The 17,705-nt window shown below is 69.7% G+C and carries 22 protein-coding genes; 15 read left to right on the forward strand and 7 right to left on the reverse strand.

Annotated elements, in window-relative coordinates:
• Positions 1-23: 23 nt before the first annotated feature.
• The 4 genes from AU194_RS11735 (at position 24) to AU194_RS11745 (ending at position 2,104) form a co-directional block, all read left to right on the forward strand.
• Entirely contained in the window at positions 24-566 is a 543-nt protein-coding gene (locus tag AU194_RS11735; RefSeq protein ID WP_059089418.1) for a TetR/AcrR family transcriptional regulator, read from the forward strand.
• A gap of 76 nt (positions 567-642) precedes the next feature.
• Entirely contained in the window at positions 643-1,308 is a 666-nt protein-coding gene (locus tag AU194_RS11740; protein ID WP_059089419.1) for a cutinase family protein, read from the forward strand.
• Positions 1,309-1,454: 146 nt separating this feature from the next.
• Positions 1,455-1,652 (forward strand): hypothetical protein, encoded by a 198-nt coding sequence (locus AU194_RS31820; protein ID WP_157576043.1) that lies wholly within the window; start codon positions 1,455-1,457, stop codon positions 1,650-1,652.
• Positions 1,649-2,104, forward strand: a complete 456-nt coding sequence (locus AU194_RS11745; protein ID WP_231743309.1) for an EVE domain-containing protein — start codon at positions 1,649-1,651, stop codon at positions 2,102-2,104. Before AU194_RS31820 ends, AU194_RS11745 begins: the two co-directional genes overlap by 4 nt.
• On the opposite strand, the gene AU194_RS11750 is transcribed toward AU194_RS11745, so the two are convergent.
• On the reverse strand, positions 2,061-3,050 hold the full coding sequence (locus AU194_RS11750; protein WP_059089482.1) for a glycoside hydrolase family 6 protein: 990 nt from the start codon (positions 3,048-3,050) through the stop codon (positions 2,061-2,063). The genes AU194_RS11745 and AU194_RS11750 overlap by 44 nt on opposite strands.
• Before the next feature lie 58 nt (positions 3,051-3,108).
• On the opposite strand from AU194_RS11750, the gene AU194_RS11755 reads away from it, so the two are divergent.
• Together AU194_RS11755 and AU194_RS11760 are read left to right on the forward strand one after the other, a co-directional pair.
• Positions 3,109-4,074 carry a pirin family protein gene (locus AU194_RS11755; RefSeq protein ID WP_059089420.1) on the forward strand — a complete coding sequence of 322 codons (966 nt, stop codon included), beginning with the start codon at positions 3,109-3,111 and terminating at the stop codon, positions 4,072-4,074.
• Between the two features lie 41 nt (positions 4,075-4,115).
• Positions 4,116-4,835: an SDR family NAD(P)-dependent oxidoreductase gene (locus AU194_RS11760; protein WP_059089421.1), complete on the forward strand. Its 720-nt coding sequence runs from the start codon at positions 4,116-4,118 to the stop codon at positions 4,833-4,835.
• Here the strand turns inward: AU194_RS11760 and AU194_RS11765 are convergent.
• Positions 4,832-7,141, reverse strand: a complete 2,310-nt coding sequence (locus AU194_RS11765; protein WP_059089422.1) for an FdhF/YdeP family oxidoreductase — start codon at positions 7,139-7,141, stop codon at positions 4,832-4,834. The two genes, AU194_RS11760 and AU194_RS11765, sit on opposite strands and share 4 nt — an antisense overlap.
• Positions 7,142-7,241: 100 nt before the next feature.
• Between AU194_RS11765 and AU194_RS11770 the strand changes: the two genes are divergently transcribed.
• Positions 7,242-8,177: a LysR family transcriptional regulator gene (locus AU194_RS11770; protein WP_059089423.1), complete on the forward strand. Its 936-nt coding sequence runs from the start codon at positions 7,242-7,244 to the stop codon at positions 8,175-8,177.
• Positions 8,177-9,004, forward strand: coding sequence for an MOSC domain-containing protein (locus AU194_RS11775; RefSeq protein ID WP_059089424.1), 828 nt, complete (start codon positions 8,177-8,179; stop codon positions 9,002-9,004). The genes AU194_RS11770 and AU194_RS11775 overlap by 1 nt, the downstream gene beginning before the upstream one ends.
• Before the next feature lie 78 nt (positions 9,005-9,082).
• On the opposite strand, the gene AU194_RS11780 is transcribed toward AU194_RS11775, so the two are convergent.
• Positions 9,083-9,907 carry an alpha/beta fold hydrolase gene (locus AU194_RS11780; protein WP_059089483.1) on the reverse strand — a complete coding sequence of 275 codons (825 nt, stop codon included), beginning with the start codon at positions 9,905-9,907 and terminating at the stop codon, positions 9,083-9,085.
• Positions 9,908-9,986: 79 nt separating this feature from the next.
• On the opposite strand from AU194_RS11780, the gene AU194_RS11785 reads away from it, so the two are divergent.
• Positions 9,987-10,568, forward strand: a complete 582-nt coding sequence (locus tag AU194_RS11785) for a TetR/AcrR family transcriptional regulator (RefSeq protein WP_059089484.1) — start codon at positions 9,987-9,989, stop codon at positions 10,566-10,568.
• 41 nt (positions 10,569-10,609) lie between these two features.
• Positions 10,610-11,428, forward strand: a complete 819-nt coding sequence (locus AU194_RS11790; RefSeq protein ID WP_059089425.1) for a tryptophan-rich sensory protein — start codon at positions 10,610-10,612, stop codon at positions 11,426-11,428.
• Here AU194_RS11790 and AU194_RS11795 read toward each other — a convergent pair.
• The gene (locus AU194_RS11795; protein WP_059089426.1) at positions 11,377-12,027 is read right to left on the reverse strand and encodes a heme oxygenase (biliverdin-producing); all 651 of its coding nucleotides are present in this window, start codon (positions 12,025-12,027) and stop codon (positions 11,377-11,379) included. The genes AU194_RS11790 and AU194_RS11795 overlap by 52 nt on opposite strands.
• An 88-nt stretch (positions 12,028-12,115) precedes the next feature.
• Between AU194_RS11795 and AU194_RS11800 the strand changes: the two genes are divergently transcribed.
• Together AU194_RS11800 and AU194_RS11805 are read left to right on the forward strand one after the other, a co-directional pair.
• Positions 12,116-12,739: a TetR/AcrR family transcriptional regulator gene (locus AU194_RS11800; protein ID WP_059089427.1), complete on the forward strand. Its 624-nt coding sequence runs from the start codon at positions 12,116-12,118 to the stop codon at positions 12,737-12,739.
• Entirely contained in the window at positions 12,736-13,215 is a 480-nt protein-coding gene (locus AU194_RS11805) for a hotdog fold domain-containing protein (RefSeq protein WP_059089428.1), read from the forward strand. The genes AU194_RS11800 and AU194_RS11805 overlap by 4 nt, the downstream gene beginning before the upstream one ends.
• Here the strand turns inward: AU194_RS11805 and AU194_RS11810 are convergent.
• Both AU194_RS11810 and AU194_RS31825 read right to left on the reverse strand, forming a co-directional pair.
• On the reverse strand, positions 13,212-13,970 hold the full coding sequence (locus AU194_RS11810; RefSeq protein WP_059089429.1) for a hypothetical protein: 759 nt from the start codon (positions 13,968-13,970) through the stop codon (positions 13,212-13,214). The two genes, AU194_RS11805 and AU194_RS11810, sit on opposite strands and share 4 nt — an antisense overlap.
• Positions 13,971-14,242: 272 nt before the next feature.
• Positions 14,243-14,677 carry a hypothetical protein gene (locus AU194_RS31825; protein WP_059089430.1) on the reverse strand — a complete coding sequence of 145 codons (435 nt, stop codon included), beginning with the start codon at positions 14,675-14,677 and terminating at the stop codon, positions 14,243-14,245.
• 149 nt (positions 14,678-14,826) lie between these two features.
• Here AU194_RS31825 and AU194_RS11820 point away from each other — a divergent pair, with 149 nt between their 5' ends.
• Positions 14,827-15,255, forward strand: coding sequence for a nitroreductase family deazaflavin-dependent oxidoreductase (locus tag AU194_RS11820; protein WP_059089431.1), 429 nt, complete (start codon positions 14,827-14,829; stop codon positions 15,253-15,255).
• Here the strand turns inward: AU194_RS11820 and AU194_RS11825 are convergent.
• Positions 15,252-16,106, reverse strand: coding sequence for an oxidoreductase (locus tag AU194_RS11825; RefSeq protein ID WP_059089432.1), 855 nt, complete (start codon positions 16,104-16,106; stop codon positions 15,252-15,254). The genes AU194_RS11820 and AU194_RS11825 overlap by 4 nt on opposite strands.
• A gap of 96 nt (positions 16,107-16,202) precedes the next feature.
• On the opposite strand from AU194_RS11825, the gene AU194_RS11830 reads away from it, so the two are divergent.
• Together AU194_RS11830 and AU194_RS11835 are read left to right on the forward strand one after the other, a co-directional pair.
• Entirely contained in the window at positions 16,203-16,646 is a 444-nt protein-coding gene (locus tag AU194_RS11830) for a MarR family winged helix-turn-helix transcriptional regulator (RefSeq protein ID WP_059089433.1), read from the forward strand.
• A gap of 23 nt (positions 16,647-16,669) precedes the next feature.
• Positions 16,670-17,701, forward strand: coding sequence for a fused (3R)-hydroxyacyl-ACP dehydratase subunits HadA/HadB (locus tag AU194_RS11835; protein ID WP_059089434.1), 1,032 nt, complete (start codon positions 16,670-16,672; stop codon positions 17,699-17,701).
• The last annotated feature ends 4 nt before the right edge of the window (positions 17,702-17,705 follow it).

Consider the following 17,705-nt stretch of genomic DNA (forward strand, 5'->3'; position numbering starts at 1 on the left):
AGGCCCCGTCGTAGGGTGGCCCGATGACCTCAGCGCGGGAACGCATCCTCGACGCCTACGAGGATCTGCTCGCCGTCGAGGGCGAGCGGTACGCGACCCTGGAGGCGGTGGCCGCCAAGGCCGGCGTCTCCAAGGGCGGGTTGCTGTATCACTTCCCTGCCAAGGATCAGCTCGCCGCCGCGCTGTGTGAGCGGTTCGTCGCGTTGGCCGCTGAGGACACCGACCGGATGCGCACCGACCCCGAGGGCCCGGCCCGGTATTACGTGCGGTCCTCGCACTACGCGGGCACACCGCTGGACCGCGCGCTGATGGCGGTGTCGCGACTGCAGCAGTCCGGCGACGAACGGGCCAGAGAGGTCATCGAATCCGCGTCCGAACAGTGGTTGGGAATCCTGCAGGAGGCGCTCGGCAGCCGGGAGGCCGCACGGGCGGTGAAGTTGATCGGCGACGGGCTGTACTACCACGCGCTGCACAGCGCACTCGGCGGGCGGCCGGAGACCGCGCGGACCGACGAGGGGCTGTTGCGGGTGGTCGACCGGATCACCGACGTCCCCGACGCGGAGTGACCCGTGTGACTGGAGTGAATTCTGGGGCCTTTGGGTACAGAATGGCTACCAAGATCACCCCGGCCGAGGAGCGGACGTGTTCGTCGACAATGCCGCGCGGGTGGCGACGGTGCTCGCCACACTCGCCGCCCTCGCGCTGATCGGCGCCCCGACCGCGTCCGCCGCCGCGAAGTGTCCGGATGTCGAGGTGATCTTCGCCCGCGGCACCGACGAGCCGCCCGGCATCGGCGTGGTCGGCAAGGCCCTGGTCGACACGCTGAAACCGATGGTCAAGGGGAAGTCGGTCAACACCTACGCGGTGCGATACCCGGCGTCGTGGGACTTCGCCCAGGTGGGTGCAGGCGCCACCGACGCGAGCCTGCGGGTGCAGACGACCGCGGCGAAGTGTCCGGACACCGCGATCGTCCTCGGCGGCTACTCGCAGGGGGCCGCGGTCATCGACGTCGTCGCGACCTCACCGGTCGCCGCGCTGGGGTACCGCGCGCCACTCCCGGCCGCCGCCGTCCCGCACGTCGCGGCCATCGCGGTCTTCGGCAACCCGTCGGCGCGGATCGGTCAGCCGCTGACCCGGATGAGCCCGGACTTCGGCGCGCGCACCGCCGACCTGTGCAACACCAACGACCCGATCTGCTCGCCGGGCCGCGACTTCGACGCGCACGTCACCTATCCGCAGTCGGGTCTGGTGAAGCTGGCCGCGCAATGGGTGGCCGCCCATGTGCGCGGCGCCCAGGCCAGCGACTAGCGCAGCTGGGCGTCGAAGAACGTCAGGATGCGCTGCCGCCTACGGCGACGAATGATGCAGTCCCACAATGCGTTCCCCCACGTGCACCACCAACCGAGGTCTTCTGCCGTTTCCCGGCCGCCGCGAACGCGAGGTTTGAAGATCCGGTGCACCGTGCACGCACCGGTATGCCCGCCACCACCGGCGCCTCACTGCCCGACACGCCCTCGGCCCAGACCCTGGGCCGCGCACTGCGTCTGCTCGAACCGGCGCGCCGGCTGATCAACCCGAAGGTCTACGGCACCGAGAACCTGCCCCGGCGGTCGGTGCTCCGCCGGCTCACCGGACCCGAGCGGCGCCGTTGACGCGCGCGGTCTCGTTGGATGCGCTCGGCGCCTGGGTGATCAAATGCAATCCGGGCGTCACGCCCGTGGCACCGATGCGCGCGGCGGGTGCGGCGAAACCGTCGTGGTGCGTCGCCGACAACTACCGCGTCCGGCTCATCCGCGCCGGGCAGCGGGTGCTGTTCTGGGTGTCGGCCCACCCTCAGCGCGGGTTCTGGGGTGCGGGCCGGATCACCGGCGAGGTCACCACCGACCGCGACGGCGGGCTGCACGTACCCGTCGAGATCCCGCTGTTCGATGCGCCGGTGACGGCCGCCGAACTGCGCGCGGTGCCGGGCCTGGAAACGCTGGAGGTGCTGCGCTCGCCGCAGCAGTCCAACCCGTCATGGGTCAGCCGGGCGGAGCTGGCGCTGCTCGACCCGCTACTGCCTACCAGCCGGCGTTGCGGGCCAGGTCGATCGCGTACTGGCTGACGAACGTGCCCGCGCTCGGCGCACCGCCACCGCACGATCCGTCGGACTCGCCGGGCCGCTTCACCCACAGGTACGCATCGGCGTGCGGAGCCGCGGTCGCGGTGGTGGGCGGGGTGCCCAGCGCACGGCCGGGCGGGTTGCACCACGAGTCGCTGTCGACGGGCCCGACGCCGTTGCGCGAGGTGTCGATCACGTAGTTCGACCCGCCCGTCATGTTCGAGATCGTCTCGCCGTAGCCGATCGACTCGTCGGTGGTGAAGAAGTTCGCGGTGTTGAGGCTGAAGCCGCGGGCCTTCTGCACGCCGACCTGGTTCAGCCGTCCGGCCATCACATCGGCGGGCACCCAGCGGGGATGCCCGGCGTCGACGTAGACCGCGGTGCCCGGGTTGCGGGTCAGCGTGTCGACGGCGTAGCTGATCAGCTCGATGCGCTCCTGCTGCTGCCCCGGGGACAGGCAGTCGATCATCGCCAGCGCGTCGGGTTCGAGGATGACCGCGGCCGGACCGCCGCCGATCGCGCCGGCCACGCCGTCGATCCACGACCGGTACGCCCCTGCTGATCCGAACCCGCCCGCGGCGTAGCTGCCGCAGTCCCGGTTGGTGATGCCGTAGAGCGCCAGGATCGGGATCGTGCCCGCGGCCTGCGCGTCGGCGATGTACTTCGCATCCACCGACGGTGTGGACAGGTGGTCCATCCAGTACGCGGTCGGGGTGTTGGCGACCCGGTCCAGCAGCGGATCGGGGTTGCCGGCCAGCGCCCGCATGGCCTTGGAGGCCGGGTTCACGTAGAAGGGCCGCCCGACGAGCGGGTTGGCGTCGCTGACCAGCTGCACGGCCGGTACGGGGTCGACGTTGACGGGCTCGGCGAGGGCGCCCACACCGGCGACGGCCGCGGCCGTCAGGAAGGGGGCGAGCCACCGCGCGGCGGTTCCAGCGGCGAAGGACATCACCCGAGGGAACTTAGCGGGGCTCGGCACCGCGCTCCAATCCAGGGTGACGGCCACTATGGATGCCATGGGCGATGTCGAGGTCATCACCAGCCGCGCGGTACCGCTCGGCGGACCGCGGGCGATGACGGTGCGGCGCACGCTGCCGCAGCGGGCGCGCTCGACGATCGGGGCGTGGTGCTTCGCCGACCACTACGGTCCCGACGACGTCGGCCGCACCGGCGGCATGGACGTGCCGCCGCATCCGCACACCGGTTTGCAGACCGTCAGCTGGCTCTTCGAGGGCGAGATCGAACACCGCGACAGCAGCGGGGTGCACGCGCTGGTCCGTCCCGGCGAGCTCAACCTGATGACCGGCGGCCACGGCGTCGCGCATTCGGAGGTGTCGACCCACACCGGCCGGCAGGCGACCGCCACCCTGCACGGCGTGCAGCTGTGGGTGGTGCTGCCCGACCATGCCCGCGACGTTCCCCGGCGGTTCGACCACACCGTGCCCCCGCCGGTCCGCGTCGACGGCGCGACCGCCCGGGTACTGCTCGGCACCTTCGCCGGCCACACCTCCCCCGTCGTGCCCCATACCCCGCTGCTCGGCGCCGAGTTGGTACTCGATCCGCGTGCCGAGGTCGCTCTCGACGTCGCGCCCGAGTTCGAGCATGGTGTCCTCGTCGACCTCGGCCCGGTCCTGCTCGACGGCACCGAGCTGGTGCCCGCCGAACTCGGCTACATGGCGCCGGGCGCCGAGCGGCTGACGCTGACCAACCCCGCAGACCAGCCTGCGCGGGTGATGCTGCTCGGCGGGGTGCCGTTCACCGAGCCGGTGCTGATGTGGTGGAACTTCATCGGCCGCACCCACGACGAGATCGTCGGGTACCGCGCCGAGTGGGAGGCGCAATCCGAGCGGTTCGGACAGGTGCGCGGCTACGACGGCCGGGTGCAGCGCCTGCCTGCGCCGCCGATGCCGGGCGGGCGGCTCAAACCGCGGCTGAACCCGCCCGCCGGTGGCGATCCCAGCGCGTGGGGATGACGCGCCGGGAAGCAATTCCGCGGATCTACGTTGCAGCTCCCATGGAACTCGAACATCAGATCGCGCTCGTCACCGGTGGTACGTCGGGCATCGGGCTGGAATCGGCCCGGCTGCTGGCCGCCGAAGGCGCCGAGGTCGTCATCTCGGGCCGCGATCCCGAACGCGGTGCCCAGGCAGCGCAGAGCCTTCGCGGCAAGGTGCGCTTCGTCCAGGCGGATATGACGGACCTGGAGTCGGTGCGGCAGTTGGCCGACGAGGCCGGGGCCGTCGACATCCTCGTCAACAACGCGGGCGTCTATCCCGCCGCGTCCACCCTCGAGCAGGACCTCGCCTCATACGACGCGATGTTCGGCACCAACGTGCGCGGCGCCTTCTTCCTGGTCGCCGAGGTGGCCAGGGGGATGGCCGCGCGCGGACGCGGCGCCATCGTCAACATCACGTCGCCGGCGGGTGACAAGGGCTTCCCCGGCACCTCGGTCTACGGTGCGACGAAGGCGGCGCTGGCATCGCTGACCCGCACCTGGGCCGCCGAGTTCGGTCCCAATGGCGTTCGGGTGAACAGTGTTTCGCCCGGACCGACCAGCACCCCCGGCGCCGAGGACCTGGCCGAGTTCGTCGCCGACCTCGCCAAGACGTTGCCGCTCGGACGTACCGCGCGGCCGGAGGAGATCGCGCAGGCCGTGCTGTTCCTGGCCTCGCCACGTTCGAGTTTCGTGACCGGGTCGACGCTGTACGTCGACGGCGGCGGCTCGGCGATCTAGTCCCGCCGCCGCAGCCGCACCACCACCGCCTTCGACACCGGCGTATTCGACTTCGCCGCAACGTGATCGAGCGGGATCAGCGGATTGGTCTCCGGATAGTAGGCGGCGGCGTTACCCCGCGGCGTCCGGTACGGCACCAGCCGGAAGTCCTCGGCGGTCCGCTCCTCGACGCTCCCGTCGACCGTAGGCCACTCGGATATCAGATCCACCCGCTCCCCGGCCGTGAACCCGGCGGACGCGATGTCGTCGGGATGGCAGAACACCACGCGCCGACCCCCTTTCACCCCGCGGTAGCGGTCGTCGAGACCGTAGATCGTGGTGTTGTACTGGTCGTGGCTGCGCAGCGTCTGGAGCACCAACCGGCCCTGCGGCACCGGGACCCACCGCAGCGGGTTCACGACGAAGTTGGCCTTGCCGGTCGCGGTGGCGAACCGCCGCTCGTCGCGGGGCGGGTGCGGCAGCACGAACCCATCCGGCTGCCGGACGCGGGTGTTGAAGTCGGCGAAGCCGGGGATCACCCGGGCGATGGAGTCCCGGATCCGGTCGTAGTCGGCGGCGAACTCCGCCCACGGCACCGGGTGATCGGGACCGAACAGCGCGCGCGCCAGCCCGCAGACGATCGCCACCTCACTGCGCACCTGATCGCCCGGAGGCTTGAGGCCACCCCGGGACAGGTGCACCACTGACATCGAATCCTCCACCGTCACAACCTGTTTGCGGCCGTCGACGACGTCGCGGTCGGTGCGACCCAGCGACGGCAGGATCAGCGCGGTCCGGCCGGTCACCAGGTGGGACCGGTTGAGTTTGGTGGACACCTGCACGGTCAGCGCGCACGTGCGCAGCGCGGCTTCGGTGACCGCGGTGTCGGGGGTGGCCGATACGAAGTTGCCGCCCATCGCCATGAATACGCCCACCCGGCCGTCGCGCATCGCGCGGATGGTGTCGACGGAGTCCAGGCCGTGGGCGCGCGGGGTGGTGATCCCGAATTCGGCGTCCAGCGCGGCCAGGAACGTCTCGGGCGCCTTCTCGTAGATGCCCATCGTCCGGTCACCCTGCACGTTGGAGTGTCCGCGCACGGGGCACACGCCGGCGCCCGGTTTGCCGATCATGCCTTGCAGCAGAAGCAGATTGGTGGCGTCCTGGATAGTTGCCACCCCGTGGGTCTGCTGGGTCAGTCCCATCGCCCAGCACACGATGGTCTTCGACGATGCGATCAACGCCTGCGCGGTGTCGTCGAGTTGCGTGCGCGTGAGCCCCGTGGCCTCCACGACGGTGTCGAGGTCGACGGCCCTGATGTGTTCGGCGTAGGCGTCGAAACCCGCGCAGTACTCGTCGATGAACGCGCGGTCCAGCACCGTTCCGGGGTTGCGGTCCTCGGCCTCGAGCAGCAGTTTGGCCAACCCCTGGAACAGCGCCTGGTCGCCGCCGATGCGGATCTGCAGCAGCTCGTCGGCGATCGCGACGCCGTCGCCCACCACGCCGTGCACCTTCTGCGGGTCCTTGAACCGCAGCAGCCCCGCCTCGGGCAGCGGATTGATCGCGATCACCCTGGTGCCGTTGGCTTTCGCCTTCTCCAGCACCGACAGCATCCGTGGATGGTTGGTGCCGGGGTTCTGCCCGGCGATCAGGATCAGGTCGGCGTGCTCGAGGTCGGGGACCGACACCGAACCCTTGCCGATACCGATGCTCTCCTGCAGTGCGGTGCCGGAGGATTCGTGGCACATGTTCGAGCAGTCGGGCATGTTGTTGGTGCCGAAGCAGCGGATCAGCAGCTGGTAGACGAACGCGGCCTCGTTCGACGTCCGGCCCGAGGTGTAGAACGCCGCCGCGTCCGGCGAGTCGAGAGCGCGGAGTTCGGTGGCGATCAGGTCGAAGGCGTCGTCCCAGCCGATCGGTTCGTAGTGGGTCGCACCCTCGCGCAGCACCATGGGGTGGGTCAACCGGCCCTGCTGGCCCAGCCAGTACTCGGTGCGGCCCAGCAGGTCGGCGACGGCGTGGGTGGCGAAGAACTCGGGGCCGACCCGCCGGGTGGTCGCCTCTTCGGCGACGGCCTTGGCGCCGTTCTCGCAGAACTCGGCGTGCTTGCGGTGTCCCGGAGTCTCGGGCCATGCGCAGCCGGGGCAGTCGAACCCGTCGCGCTGGTTGAGCCGCGCCAGTGTGCGGGCGGTCCGGGCCACGCCCATCTGCTCCACCCCGCGCCGCAGCGAGACAAGAACCGCGGGAACGCCTGCGGCATAGCCTTTCTCGCCGGTCACCACCACGTCGTTCTCGTCGAAGTCGTATCTTGTGGTGTCCGCCGGCGTCACGCGTGGACCGTACGGAACACGCGCATCCCGGGACAAGTGTTTGCTGTTCGCGATCCGGAATGCTTCGATAGGCGACACCTATCATCCCAGTGAGGCGTACATGCACGGCAACGTGCTGATCCAACAACTCGAGTACCTGGTCGCGCTCGCGCGGGAGCGGCACTTCGGGCGGGCCGCCGCGGCGTGCCACGTCAGTCAGCCGACGCTGTCGGTGGCGATCCAGCGGCTGGAACGCGAACTCGGCGTGGTGATCGTGCGGCGCGGCCGCCGGTTCGAGGGGTTCACCGACGAGGGCACCCGGGTGATCGCCTGGGCGCGCCGCATCCTCGCCGAGCGTGACGACCTGCTCGCCGACATCGACCGGATGCGGGGCCGGTTGACCACCACCGCGCGTATCGGTGCAATCCCGACGTCGGTGCCGGTCAGCCCGCTGCTGACCGCGCGGTTCCTCGAGCGCAACCCGGCCGCGGCGGTGCGGGTCGAGGCGCTACCGTCACGCGAGATCGTCCGCAGGCTGGCCGATTTCGACATCGACGCCGGGTTGACGTACCTCGACGAGGAAGTGCCCGTCGGGTACCACCGACTCGAGCTGTACCGGGAACGCTATGTCCTGCTGGCACCCGCAGGCGACTTCGGCGGGGACGACGGACCGGTGGCGTGGGCGGATGCCGCCGCCCTGCGCCTGTGCGCGCTGACCCCGGAGATGCGCAACCGCCGGATCATCGACACCCAGATGGCCGCGGCGGGCGCCCGCTTCGCCCCGGTGGTCGAGGCCGACACGGTCGGCGCGCTGTACTCCCATGTCACCGGTCTGGGTCTGGCCACGATCGCCTCCCACGCGTGGTTGCACGCGTTCGGTGTCCCGCCGGGGTTCGCGGTGCGGCCGATGGCCGACAACGGGCCCGGCCCGACGGTGGGGTTGGTGACCCTGGCCCGGGAGCCGAACGCGATCGTCGCCGAGGCGCTGGCCGGCGCCGCGGCCGACGCGGGGATCGCCGACGCGGTCGACGCCGCGTTCCGTAGGCTCGTGGTCTGATGACGATGAGTACAGACGTGACCGGCCGGGTGGCCGCGCTGCGGCGCTATCCGGTGAAGTCGATGCTCGGCGAGTTGTGCGATTCGATCGAGGTGACCGTGCTCGGCGTCGGCGGTGACCGGCGCTACGCCTACATCGACCACGAGACCGGCCGGGTCGCGACCGCCAAGAACCCCCGCCTGTGGCGGCTGCTGCTGCAGTGCACGGCGACCACCGGCGCCGACGGGGTCGAGGTGACGCTGCCCGACGGCCACACCGTACCCGTCGGCGAATCCGCCGGACCGGTCTCCGAACTGGTCGGCCGCGGCGTGCACCTGGCCGACGAGCGGTCCGCAGGCGCGGTGGTCGAGCGGTCCGATCCGATCGACGTGCTCACCCACGGCCTCGACGCGGAGATCGAGGCGGCGCTGCTGGAGATCGCGCAGAGCACGCCCGGCGGCGCCTTCGTCGACGATGCGCCGGTGCACCTGATCACCACGGCGACCCTCGACGCGATCGGCCTCGACCCGGAGGAGGCGGTGCGCTACCGCCCGAACCTCGTGATCGAGACGCCCGCCGGGACGCCGCCGTTCCTCGAGAACGACTGGGTCGACGCGACGATCCGCGTGGGCGAGGTCGAGCTGCGCGGCACCATCCCCACCCCGCGCTGCTCGGTGCCGACCCTGGAGCACGGCGCGCTGGGCCGCTCCCCGCAGTCGGTGCGCTACCCGCTCGAGCACAACCGGGTTGAGGCGGGCGATTTCGGCCTCAATCCCTGTGCGGGGCTCTATGCCGCGGTCATCACCGGGGGCACCATCGGCGGCGGCGACGAAGTCCGCATCGCCTGACCTACGCGCGAGCAGTCACAGATTCGGGTGATTCGGGCTCGCGCAACGCGATTCTGTGTCTGCTCGCGCAGGGCGCACTCAGCCCACGAACTCCCGCAGCGCGCGGGCCATCGCCTCCGGCTGGTCCTCGGGGATCAGCGTCCACGAGTCGTCGACGACCACCTTCCTCGCATCGGGGAACAGCGCCACCAACCGGTCGGCGTGCGCGAGCGGCATCATCCGGTCTTCGCGCGCCCACACCACCAGCACCGGACGGTCGAAACCCGCCAGCCCCGCGGACATTTCGAGCAGCCGCCCGCGTGAGGGCGAACCGGTCGCGAACTTGCCCAGATCACGGCGGATCTCGGCGCTCTCGACGGTGGGCCGGAACCACTCGTCGAACAGCGCGTCGGGCAACCCGGCTCGAGCCAACCCGCCGTATGCCTGCTTGCTGTGCCGGAAGAACCGGGTGCCCAGCATCCGGCTCAGCACCCAGACGCCGCCGGGCAGCCGACACAGCAGCGCGGCGGGCCGCGCGGGTTTGGGCGGGAAGTTGTCGAACGCCTCGCAGGAGGAGAGCACGAGCTTCGCGATCCTCTTGTCCCGCCCCTCGGTGATCACGAATTGCCCACCGCCCCAGTCGTTGAGGACCAGGGTCACGTCGGAGAGATCGAGCGCGTCGAGGAAGTCGGCGAGGATGTTCGCCACCCCCGTCTGCGTGAGGTCGGCATCGGGATGCATCGGCACCGTGTGCGCGCCGAACGGCAACGTCGGGGTGATGCACCGATAGCCGCCCAGCAGTGGGATGACCTTGCGCCACTGTCTGCCGTCCATGAGCAGACCGTGTCCGAACACCAGGACGGGACCGTCCCCGCCGGTGTCCTCGTAGTTGATGGATCCGGACGGTACGTCGACCGACGGCATATCGGTCACCTCCTAGATAGATCGTTCTAGTCAGGCCGACGATATGCTGTCGTGGCACGTCGAGCAAGAGGGAGATCCGATGGCAGAGCCGAACACCAGGACCCGCATCCTCGACGCGACGGCCGAGCTGTACCGCCGTCAGGGCATGCCCGCCACCGGGCTCAAGCAGATCTCGGCCGCCGCACAGGCGCCGTTCGGCTCGATCTACCACCACTTCCCCGGCGGTAAGGAGGCCATCAGCGTCGAGGTCATCCGGAGGGAAGGCGTGCGGTACGGCGAGTTCGTCGGCGCACAGCTGTCGGACATCGATCCGCTCGACGGCATGGCGGAACTGTTCGCCAGGGCCGGTGCCGATCTCGCGGCGCAGGACTACAGCGAAGCATGTTCGATCGAGACGATCGCGCTGGAGGTGGCGAGCACGAACGAGCGGCTGCGCGTCGAGGCCGCGGATGTGTTCGAGAGCTGGCTGACGGGCCTGGGCGCATGGTTCGGCCAACTCGACCTGTCGGAGGACGAGTGCCGCCGGTTGGCGATGATCACGCTGACCGCGCTCGAGGGCGCCTTCGTGCTGTGCCGCACGATGCGCTCGGTCGAACCGATCGTCGCCGCCGGACACGGGGTGCAGGCGGCGGTGCACGCCGCGGTTCGAAACCACCCGTAACGGGCATCTACGGGGCATCCCCGACTTAGAGGAGTGTCCCCATGTCCAGTCGGACCGTCGAACGCCGGTCGGCCGCGACGTTGTTGCTGCCGGTCGCAGTGAGTCTGGCGACGGCGGCCACGCTGTTCGTCAACTACCTCGCCAACGGGTTGCCGATCAACGGACAGACCACCGGCGACGTCACCCGCCGCTTCGAGGTGTACTTCGTCCCGGCCGGCTACGTGTTCTCGATCTGGAGCGTCATCTACCTCGGGCTGATCGCCTACAGCGTCTACCTCAGCCTGAGTTCCGCACGCGGACACCGCGACAGCGGCGCGGCCCGCGTGATCGCGCCCTGGTATCTCGTGACCGCCGTGGCCAACTGCACGTGGCTGTTCGCCTGGCACCACAACCGATTCCCGCTGAGCATGCTGTTGATGGTCGTGCTGCTGGGGTCGCTCATCGCCATCTACCGACTGCAGGCGATGCGGCCCGCCACCTCGCGGGTCGAGTTCTGGACGGTGCACATCCCGTTCCGCGTCTACCTGGGCTGGATCTCGGTGGCGACCATCGCCAACGCGACGATCACGCTCGACGATGCGGGTTGGTCCGGGTTCGGGCTCTCCGAACCGACGTGGGGCGCGATCATGGTGGTGGTCGCCGGCGCGCTCGGTTTGACGGTGGCGTACCTGCACCGCGACATCGCCTATGCGCTGGTGTTGATCTGGGCGCTGATCGGCATCGCGGTGCGCCTGCACGAGTCGACCCCTGTGCTCGTCGCCTCGCTCACGGGTGCGGCGGCGCTGGCGGTGAGCGTGGTCGTGCTGGCTCAGCGCCGGAATCGCGGCAGTTCGGTGGCCAGCTCGTCGAACACGGCCTGATTGAGGCCGAACGCGATCCGCACCTCGTCCACCACGCGGTCGACGTCGGCGGCGGCGAGACCGAGACCGTCGAGGCGGTCGCGATACCGATCCTTGTACGGTTTGACCCGCATCGGGAATGCGTAGAAAGCCAAACCCGCACCGCGCAGGCCGAATTCGCGGTCGAGGATTCTGCCCATGGCCTGTCCGCCGGACAGGTCGCCGAGGTAGCGGGTGTAGTGGTGGGCGAGCACCGCACCGCCCCAGGACGCCTCGGCGATCCGGTCCCGATAGCGTTGCGCCGCCGGTGAATCGATGTCATGGCCGGCTCCCGGCGCCCAGTGCCGCAGGTCGGCGTCGATGGCCGGTAGCCGCTCGAGCGCCGGATCGTGGATCGCGGCCGCCAGTGGATCGGCGCGGTGGGCACGGACGGTGTCCTCGAGCGCCTCGTAGATCATCCGCAGCCGCAGCAGGTATTCGGCGTACCCCGCTGCGTTGACCCGGCCCGCGAGCAGTTCGGTCACGAAGGGTGACTGTTCGGCGGCGTCGTGTTCGCTTGCCGAACCCTCCTTCATCGCGACGGACAACGGCCGGATGGCCTCGGCGGTGCTCGGCCGCATGGTGGCTCCAGTGGTCGGCGGACGGGTGGGCGTCGGACGTCAGCCTAGCGGCCGCATAGCAGAGCACCTGCTCTGTTATTGTGCGTGCGTGCCCCGCCCACGCGTCATCGACCTCGACCCCTTGCTGGATGCGGCAGAGCAGCTGGCTGCCGAGTCGGGGCCGCGCGCGGTGACCATCCGCGCGCTGTCTGCCCGCACGGAGGTGTCCAACGGGGCGATCTACCACGCCTTCGGATCGCGCGGCGGCCTGCTGGGCCGGGTCTGGCTGCGCGCTGCCCGGCGGTACCTCGACGAGCAGCGAAAAGCGCTCGACGCGAACACCTCCGCGGTGGAAGCCGTGGTCGCGGCGGCGGACTGCCCCGCCACATTCCTCGATCGTCACCCCGCCTCGGCGCGCTACCTGCTCGCGCTGTCCCGCGACGAGTTGCTCGGGTCCGGCGAACTTCCCGCCCCGCTGGCCGACGAACTGCGAACCCTCGACGCCGAACTCACCGCGCTGCTGGTCGACCTGACCGAACGCATGTGGGGCCGTCGCGACCGGAACGCGGTCGCGGCGATCCGCACGTGTGTGGTCGAACTCCCGACGGCCCTGCTCATCCACGGGCCTCAGCCACCCGGCCTGGCCGCCCGCGAACGCCTGGCCGCCGCGGTCCGCGCGGTGCTGGCGCTCACTCCGCCGACACCGAAACCGACAGTGAAGGAACCGATATGACCGCCCCCGTCAGCCCCAACCTCAAGATCTGGAACACCCTGCGGAAGGTCCCGCTGGGGAAGTGGTTCTTCAGCCAGGCGGTGTGCGTCAAGGCCCCGTTCTTCCGGACCGTCCACCCGACCGTCGAGGAACTCCGCGCCGGCTACTGCCGGGCAACGGCGCCGAATCGGCGCGGGGTGCACAACCATCTGGGATCGTTCCACGCGATCGCCTCGTGCAACATGGCGGAACTGGCCGGCGGTTTGATGACCGACGCCACGGTGCCCGCCACGCACCGGTGGATCCCGGTCGGGATGACCGTCGAGTACAAGACGCAGGCGCGGACCGCGGTCACGGCCACCGCGCGGCTGGACTCGATCCCCGAATTCGACGACGCGCCAGTCGAACTCGTCGTTCCCGTCGAGATCAGCGACGCCGAGGGCACCGTCTTCGTGACCGCCCGCATCACGATGCGGGTCTCACCCAAGCGCCGCTAGCTCGGGACGTTGATCTTCAGCGTCGCCAGCGCGGCGGCACTGAGCCGGGCGAGCTCCTCAACCTCCGCTGAAATCAGTGAGGCAGAGAACAACTCGGTCATCCGCCGGTTCGTCGCCGCCTCGGCGTCGTCGTAGCGGTCCTTCTTGCCCGCGCCATCGGCGAACGGCTCCGGCCAGCCGAACATCGCGGCGTACTTCGGCCCTTTGTTGAGCATGTGCGCCTCGATCGGCGTGATGCCCGACAGCGACAGGGCGTTGAAGTGCAGCCCGGCGCGCAACTCCCGCAGCACGAACATCACCTGCAGCGTCCGGGCGGGGGTGTCGTCGGCGAGCGGCATCGCCCGCCAGCCCGCGTACAGCGGCAGCCCGGCGATCGGTGTTGCCGCGATCAGCTTCTCCCCCAGCTCGGCGATACGCGCCAAACCGTCTGCGCCGCTGAGGTACTTGCGGCCGAAATCGGCGGTCTGGTCCCAGTACACCTGCGACGCACCGGCCGCCCCGCGCACCTTGACGCCCTCCTCCCACAGCGCCGCCAACCCCGTCGGCTCGAACACCGCGAACACCGCGGCGACCGTCGCGCCGGTGGCTTCGCCCAGGACACCGCCGCGGCCGGCGACGTAGCCCGCGAGCGGGTTCTCGTAGCCGGCGGCCACGCTCGCGCCGTAGGTCTCCGGATGCAGCATGAACACCGCGACGGCCTTCTCGATGGCCGCGCCGGCGGTCGCGACAGCGTCGGTGATGTCGGAACTGGTCATATCGAGAGGGTAGGGCACAGCTCCGTCTAGGCACCCTCGCTGTTGGTGCACGATCAGGAGCGCTCACCGCTCGTAAACGTGCACAAGTCGCCGTACAGCCCGTAGCCCGCATCCCGGTCGCTGGTCTCCGAGACGATCCCCCGGCTCCGAGGACGCGCCAAGTTCGACCTCGAGATCGTGGGGAGGACCATCGTCGAGGTGCTTCGAGTGCCGCCCGGCGGCTGGTGCGGGGCGCCCGTTGAGTCTGCGAGGTCGCACGGTCGCCGTATGAGTCATCCCGCACACATCGGGTACACCGCGGAACACAAGGAGGTGTCGTGAAAGAGGTGTGGGAAGTCGTCGTGGCAGATCTCTACGACCGAGGCGATCCGAGCAACGGTGCAGAAGAGCGATCCCTCGTCCAGAGCTCGGAGGGCGAGGCGCGGCGTGTATTTGCCGACAGGACAGCCGAAGCTTCCGAGCATGGGCATCAGTACGTGAAATTGCGATGCAACGGCAAGGACGTTGAGTCGTGGCCACAGGCCACCGGGTGGACTGTCTAGCGCGGACTGCCCGAAGTCGGGACAGTCAGTCGCGTCGTGGTTGTACCCGGTGAGCAGCATGTGGCCGGCGTCGACGACGAGCATGTGGCCGGTCACGCGCTTGGCCAGGTGCGAATCCAGGAACACCGCGGCGTCGGCGACCTCACCGAGCTCCAGCAGCGCCACGCCCTTGGTGGGGTTGAAGTGCTTGGCGCCCTGGCGAGCAGAACCCTGTGAAGAGGTAGTCGTGCCGGTGTGACAGTGACAACGCCTGGCCGGTTCTCGGGGCTTTCGGTCAGGGAATATCTCGCTGCGTCGCAGTCGTTGGTGGCGGGGTGACCGAACACGCAGAGCTGAGCCCCACCGACTGGGTCCGTGATCAGACCCAGCGCATCCTCGAACAAGGCACCACCGATGGCGTCGAGGTCTTCGACCGCCCGGTCGTCCTGTTCACCACCACCGGCGCCCAGTCCGGCAAGAAGCGGTACGTCCCGCTCATGCGGGTCGAGGAGAACGGTCGCTACGCGATGGTCGCGTCCAAGGGCGGCGACCCCAAGCACCCGAGCTGGTACTTCAACGTCAAGGCGAACCCCTCGGTGACGGTCCAGGACGGGGACACGGTCTTCGAGGGCGTCGCCCGCGAGATCGGGGGCGACGAACGGGAGCACTGGTGGGCGCTCGCCGTCGCCGCGTATCCGCCCTACGCCGAGTACCAGACCAAGACGTCGCGGCAGATTCCCGTGTTCCTCGTCGACCCGGTCTAGATATCCAGGTCGGCCGGCAGCTCGATGTCGGCCACGGCCAGGTTCTCCTCGAGATGCGCGAGCGAGGAGGTGCCCGGGATCAGCAGCACGTTGGGCGCCACGTTCAGCGTCCACGCCAGTGCGATCTGCGCCGGGGTGCGGTTCAGTTCGGCCGCAACACGTTTGATCGTCGGATGTCCCAGTACCGGGTTGTCGGCGACGAATGCCGACCCCAGCGGGAAGAACGGCACGAACGCGATGTTCCGCTCGATGCACAGGTCGAGCACCGGCTGGGCGCTCCGCTCGGCGAGGTTGTACGCGTTCTGCACGCACACGATCTCGGCGCGCTCCAGCGCGATCTCGAGGTGGGCGCGGGAGATGTTGCTCAGCCCGATTCCGGCGATCAGACCCTCGTCGCGGGCGGCGACCATCGCGTCGAGTTGCCGGTCGAACAGCGCACGGTCGACCGCGGCACCGCCCGCCTCGTCACCGAACACCCGCAGGTTCACCGCCGCGAGCCGGTCGACACCCAGGGTCGCCAGGTTGGCCTCGATGTCGCGCCGCAACTCGTCGGGTTCCTGGGCCGGCAGCCAGTTGGCCTGATCGTCGCGCACGGCGCCGACCTTGCTGACCAGCGCCAGGTTCTCCGGGTACGGATGCAGCGCCTCGCGGATCAGTTCGTTGGAGACGTTCGGCCCGTAGAACTGGGCGGTGTCGATGTGGTCGACACCGAGTTCGACCGCGCGGCGCAGCACCGCGAGCGCCTGGTCGTGGTCGCGGGGCGGCCCGAACACACCGGGGCCGGGCAGCTGCATGGCGCCGAAGCCGACGCGTCGCACGGTGAAGCGGCCGAGGGGGAACGTCTTCGACATGGCGGAGCCTTTCGTAGTTACTTCGGTCTCTAACTATCTGTCATCAAACTATATGAAGGCTGATAGTCTGGTCAACCGATTCCGAGGAGTTTTTCCGTGTCCGACCAGCAAGCGACTGACCGAAACGCGGCCGCCGCGCTCGCCGACGCGTTCGGCCGTGCGGCCAAGTCGGTGGTCCGGACCTTCGACGAGCGCCTCGGCGACAGCGGCGTGTCCACTCCCCGCTCCAAACTCCTCTCCGAGATCGAACGGATGCAACCGGTCCGGTCCGCGGAGGTCGCGCGGGCCGTGGGCGTCACCCAGGCCACCGCCTCCAGTCTGGTGGACGCGCTGGTGCGGGAAGGTCTGGTCGCCCGCGCACCCGACCCCGACGACCGCCGCGCCGTGCGGTTGACCACCACTGTCGCCGGCCGGGAGCAGGCCCGCGCCTGGCGGGGGCAGTACACCGAGGCCGCGCACGCGATGTTCTCGTGCCTCGATCCCGACGAGGTCCGGCAGCTCACCGCGCTGCTGACCAAGCTCGGCGACGGCCTGGCCTGACCCGCCGGTTACTGTGTGAATTCATGACTGCAGCACCAGACGCGTCGCCGCTCGAAGCCCGGGTCGGCCACTTCTACCAGATGGACACCACGTATCTGGTGGGCCGCGAGAAGGTCCGCGAATACGCGCGTGCCGTGCAGGACTACCACCCGGCGCACTGGGACGTCGACGCCGCGGCGAAGCTCGGCTACTCCGGGCTGGTGGCGCCGCTGACGTTCACCTCCGCACCCGGTATGCAGTGCAACCGCCGGATGTTCGAGGAGATCGTCGTCGGCTACGACACCTACCTGCAGACCGAGGAGGTCTTCGAACAGCACCGCCCGATCGTCGACGGCGACGAACTGGTCATCGACGTCGAGCTGACGTCAGTGCGCAGGATCGCCGGCCGGGACATGATCACCGTCACCAACACGTTCACCGACACCCAGGGCGAGCGGGTGCACACCCTGCACACCACGGTCGTGGGCGTCACCGCCGACGACATCGACGCCGGGGTCAAGGCCGCCGTGCAGAACGCGATGATGCACGACGTCGACTTCTCCGGGGTCGGCAGCCTCGACGGCCACTACGAGAAGGAAGTACGCCCCGAGGGGGAGATCCGCATCGCCCAGGGCGGGGTGACCCGCACCCCGGGCACACCGTCGTTCGACGACGTGAAGGTCGGCGACGAGCTCCCGGTGCGACACACCCGCCTGTCGCGCGGCGACCTGGTGAACTACGCCGGTGTCGCCGGTGACGCCAACCCGATCCACTGGGACGAGGACATCGCCAAGCTGGCCGGGCTGCCCGACGTGATCGCCCACGGCATGCTCACCATGGGCCTCGGCGCCGGGTTCGTGTCGTCCTGGACCGGCGACCCCGGTGCGGTCACCCGCTACGCGGTGCGGTTGTCGGCCCCGGCGATCGTGTCCGCGAAGGAGGGCGCCGACATCGAGTTCAGCGGCAGGATCAAGTCGCTGGACCCGGAGACGCGCTCGGGGATCGTCGTCGTCGCGGCGAAGTCGGAGGGCAAGAAGATCTTCGGCCTGGCGACGATGCACGTCCGCTTCAGCTGACCGG

The sequence above is a fragment of the Mycobacterium sp. GA-2829 genome (assembly GCF_001499965.1).
Classification (GTDB): Bacteria; Actinomycetota; Actinomycetes; order Mycobacteriales; family Mycobacteriaceae; genus Mycobacterium.